Origin of the sequence: Nocardioides sp. (assembly GCF_036274455.1) — a bacterium.
GTDB lineage: Bacteria > Actinomycetota > Actinomycetes > Propionibacteriales > Nocardioidaceae > Nocardioides.
In genome coordinates, this window is the sequence record NZ_DASUFR010000012.1 from 1 (window position 1) to 3,634 (window position 3,634).

The following is a 3,634-nucleotide window of genomic DNA, read 5'->3' on the forward strand; positions in this document are numbered from 1 at the left end:
GCGCCACGCTCCTGGTGGGCGACCACGTGCACGACGTCGAAGGGGCGCGGGCCGCCGGTATCCCCAGCGTGTCGGTCCTGACCGGCGGCTGCACCGAGGAGGAGCTGGTCGAGGCCGGCACCGACGTCGTGCTCGCCGAGCTCACGGCGTTCCCGGGCTGGCTCGACGCGTTCGTCGCGGCCCGGGAGACGCTCGGGACCTGATCGGCCCCTTACCCGTTGGCGCCCGTTGGCGTGAGCCACCTAGGCTCTCGGTGCCCGCACCTGCGGCCCCCCGCGCAGCAAGAAGAGGACGAGACGTGCCCACTGGCAAGGTGAAGTGGTTCGACGCCGAGAAGGGCTTCGGGTTCCTGTCCCAGGAGGAGGGCCCCGACGTCTACGTGCACGCCGATGCCCTGCCCGAGGGAGTGACCACGATCAAGGCCGGCACCCGGGTCGAGTTCGGCGTGGCCCAGGGCCGCCGCGGCGACCAGGCCCTGCAGGTCCGGATCCTCGACAAGCCCGCGTCGGTGCAGCGCAACCAGGCGCACGCCAAGCGCAAGAACCCCGACGAGATGGCCACGATCGTGGAGGACCTGATCCGACTGCTCGACGGCGTCGGCGAGGCCTACCGCCACGGCCGGCACCCCGACCGCAGCACCGCGCGCCCGGTGGCCAAGCTGCTCCGCGCGCTGGCCGACGAGCTCGAGCTCTGAGGCCCAAGCACCAAGGCTCTCGGGGCTCAGCGCCGGCGCTGGACCGGCATCGGCTGGGTGTCGATGCCGGCCTGCTCGGCGCGGGCCTGCGCGGAGCGACGCCGGCGGCGGCGGAATCGCGGCGCGGTCGAGACGACGTAGAGCGCCCAGGCCGCGAGGGCGGCGAACGCTACGGTCAGGCCGAGCTGCGGTGGATCCAGGGGCAGCGCGATGCCGGCGAAGCCGCCGAGCACCCAGGCCAGCTGGCAGGTGGTGTCGCTGCGGCCGAAGGCGCTGGCCTGCACGTTGGTCGGGATGTCGCGCTGGATCGTCGCGTCGAGGGAGAACTTGGCCAGCGCCTGCCCGAGCCCGGCGACCAGGCCGAGCAGCGCCAGCGTCCACATCCCGTAGAACAGTGCCGCGAGCAGTGCCGCGGCCGCGTCGCCGACCAGCACCAGGACCACCGCCAGCGCCGGCGTGATCCGTCGCAGCAGGGAGGCGAGGACGGTGCCGAGCGTGCGGCCGATCCCGGCCGCCCCGACCACGATGACGATCATCACGCCGGGACCGAACGAGCTGTCCGGCCGCACGTGGGGGTTGCGGAGCAGGAAGGCGCCGAACATCAGCAGGAACCCGCTCAGGAACCACGGCCCGCAGTTGGCCCGCAGCGCGAAGGCCACCGAGCCGGGGATCCGGGTGCGTCGCCGGCCACGGCGCGACGTACTGCCCTCCTTGCCGCGCCAGGACAGCTCGCCCTCGCCCTCGGTGGAGTCGACCGCGTCGGGAAGCCTGATGGCACAGATCGTCGCGATCACGAAGAGCAGCGTCGCGTAGCGCAGCGACCACTCGGGCCCGGCCAGCGAGGCCAGGGCCGCGATCGGTGCGGAGACGGTGGCGCCGACGATGCCCGCCAGCGAGACTCGGCCGTTGGCCTTGACCAGGGTGAAGGTGGGCGGCAGCAGCCGCGGCACCGCCGCGGCCCGCGTGACCCCGTAGGCCTTGGACGAGACGAGCACCCCGAGCGCCGCGGCGAAGACCAGGGCCGAGCCGCTCTCGATGGAGGACGCGAGCGCCCAGCAGAGGAACGCGCGGACCGCCATCGTGGCGCCGATCGCCCACCGCCGGCCGTGCGCGAACCGGTCGAGGAACGGCCCGATCAGCGGCGCCACGATCGCGAACGGAAGCATCGTCAGGCCGAGGAAGAGCGCGACCTGGTCACGGGCCTCGCCCGACGGCACCTGGAAGAACAGGCTGCCGGCCAGCGAGATCGCCACCGCGGCGTCGCCCGCGGTGTTGAACACGTGCATCTGGATCAGGCGCGAGAGCCCGGACTCACCGGCCCCCTCGGCCTCCGACGCGCGGCGGGCCTTGTCCATCGTGAACCGGCTGGCCCGCGACGTGGCCTGGCCGACCCGGGCCAGCCCCCGGCCGAGCTTGCGAGCCCGGTCCGCCGCCGACACCGAGGGAGGGGCGACCGGCACCTCGTGCGGGTGCGGGTCCCGCCAGCGCTGGTCGTCTCCTGCCACGCCCCAATCCTGCCCCAACCTGACAGGTTCCCCACCGATCAGTAAGACTTGCGGCCGTGACCACCTCCGCCACCGCCACCGCTCGCCGCGGGAAGGCCGACTCCGCGCTCGTCGCGGCTGCCGACCTCGCCCGAGCGGCGCTGCTGGAGGACGTCGACGACCCCGCCGACGTCGGTGAGCACCTCGGCGCCGTCGCCGAGGGGGAGCGCGTGGTCACCCACCTGTTCGCGTGCGAGCGCCGGGGGTACGTCGGCTGGCGCTGGTCGGTCACGGTCACCCGCGCGAGCCGGCAGAAGTCGGTCACCGTCGACGAGGTGGTGCTGGTCCCGGGTGAGGAGGCCATCGTGGCCCCCGCCTGGGTCCCTTACCGGGAGCGGATCAGGCCCGGCGACCTCTCACCCGGCGACCTGCTCCCGGTCAGCGACGAGGACCCACGGCTGGTGCCGACCTACTCCTTCGGCGACGACCCGCTCGACACCGACGAGAAGGCCCAGATCCGCCAGGTCGCCCAGGACCTCGGCCTGGGCCGGGTTCGGACCCTGTCCCCCGAGGGACGCGACCTCGCGGCCCAGCGCTGGTACGACGGCGACGGCGGCCCCTACTCGCCGCTCACCCAGTCGGCCCCGCACCACTGCCGCAGCTGCGGCTTCCTGGTGCGCATCAACGGCCCGCTGAGCCAGACCTTCGGGGTCTGCGCCAACGGTGACGCCAACGACGACGGCCGGGTGGTGAGCACCGACCACGGCTGCGGTGCGCACTCCGAGGTCAGGCTGGCCAAGAAGCACGAGCCCCAGCCCCTCCCCGACCCGGTCTTCGACACCCTCACCGTGGACGACGTCGAGTCGTTCTGAGCTGGGCGCGCGAAGCGCACTCAGCTCAGGAGACTCGAGGTCGAGTCGTTCTGAGCAGGGCGCGCGAAGCGCGCTCAGCTCAGGAGACTCGAGGTCGAGCCTGTCGAGACCACCGCAGCCCGCGCTGGGACTCGATCACGGGCGGTGGGCTGGCGGGTGCCTTCGTTGCGGCGATCTCGACAGGCTCGATCAGCGGAGGTCGAGTCCGTGCCACTGTTGCGGCGATCTCGACAGGCTCGATCAGCGGAGGGCGAGTCCGTGCCACTGCTGCGGCGATCTCGACAGGCTCGATCGGCGGAGGTCGAGTCCGTGCCACTGCTGCGGCGATCTCGACACGAGTCCGTGCCACTGCTGCGGCGATCTCGACAGAGTCGATCGGCGGAGCTCAGCCCTGCTGCTCTCGGCGCTCCGCTCGCACGTGCCTGCGGCGCCGGCAGTACTCCAGCCCGAACAGCCCGAGGCCGAACCCGGCCAGGCAGGTCCACAGCCACCAGGTGCGGCCGGCGTCCTCGAGCCGGCTGTAGAACGGCAGCAGCGCCAGGAAGCCGACGAGCCACGCGAGGGTGCCGACCTCGACCGTGCGG

The 3,634-nt window shown here is 73.0% G+C and carries 5 protein-coding genes; 3 read left to right on the forward strand and 2 right to left on the reverse strand.

What is annotated here, in order from left to right:
* A partial coding sequence (locus VFV89_RS01030) for an HAD family hydrolase (protein ID WP_329704030.1) occupies window positions 1-203 on the forward strand: 203 nt, incomplete at its 5' end.
* A gap of 95 nt (window positions 204-298) precedes the next feature.
* Window positions 299-694 carry a cold-shock protein gene (locus VFV89_RS01035; RefSeq protein ID WP_329704031.1) on the forward strand — a complete coding sequence of 132 codons (396 nt, stop codon included), beginning with the start codon at window positions 299-301 and terminating at the stop codon, window positions 692-694.
* 26 nt (window positions 695-720) lie between these two features.
* On the opposite strand, the gene VFV89_RS01040 is transcribed toward VFV89_RS01035, so the two are convergent.
* Window positions 721-2,199, reverse strand: coding sequence for an MFS transporter (locus VFV89_RS01040; protein ID WP_329704032.1), 1,479 nt, complete (start codon window positions 2,197-2,199; stop codon window positions 721-723).
* A 56-nt stretch (window positions 2,200-2,255) separates the two neighbouring features.
* Between VFV89_RS01040 and VFV89_RS01045 the strand changes: the two genes are divergently transcribed.
* Window positions 2,256-3,050 carry a DUF3027 domain-containing protein gene (locus VFV89_RS01045; RefSeq protein WP_329704033.1) on the forward strand — a complete coding sequence of 265 codons (795 nt, stop codon included), beginning with the start codon at window positions 2,256-2,258 and terminating at the stop codon, window positions 3,048-3,050.
* A gap of 385 nt (window positions 3,051-3,435) precedes the next feature.
* Here VFV89_RS01045 and VFV89_RS01050 read toward each other — a convergent pair.
* A partial coding sequence (locus VFV89_RS01050) for a DUF2530 domain-containing protein (protein ID WP_329704034.1) occupies window positions 3,436-3,634 on the reverse strand: 199 nt, incomplete at its 5' end.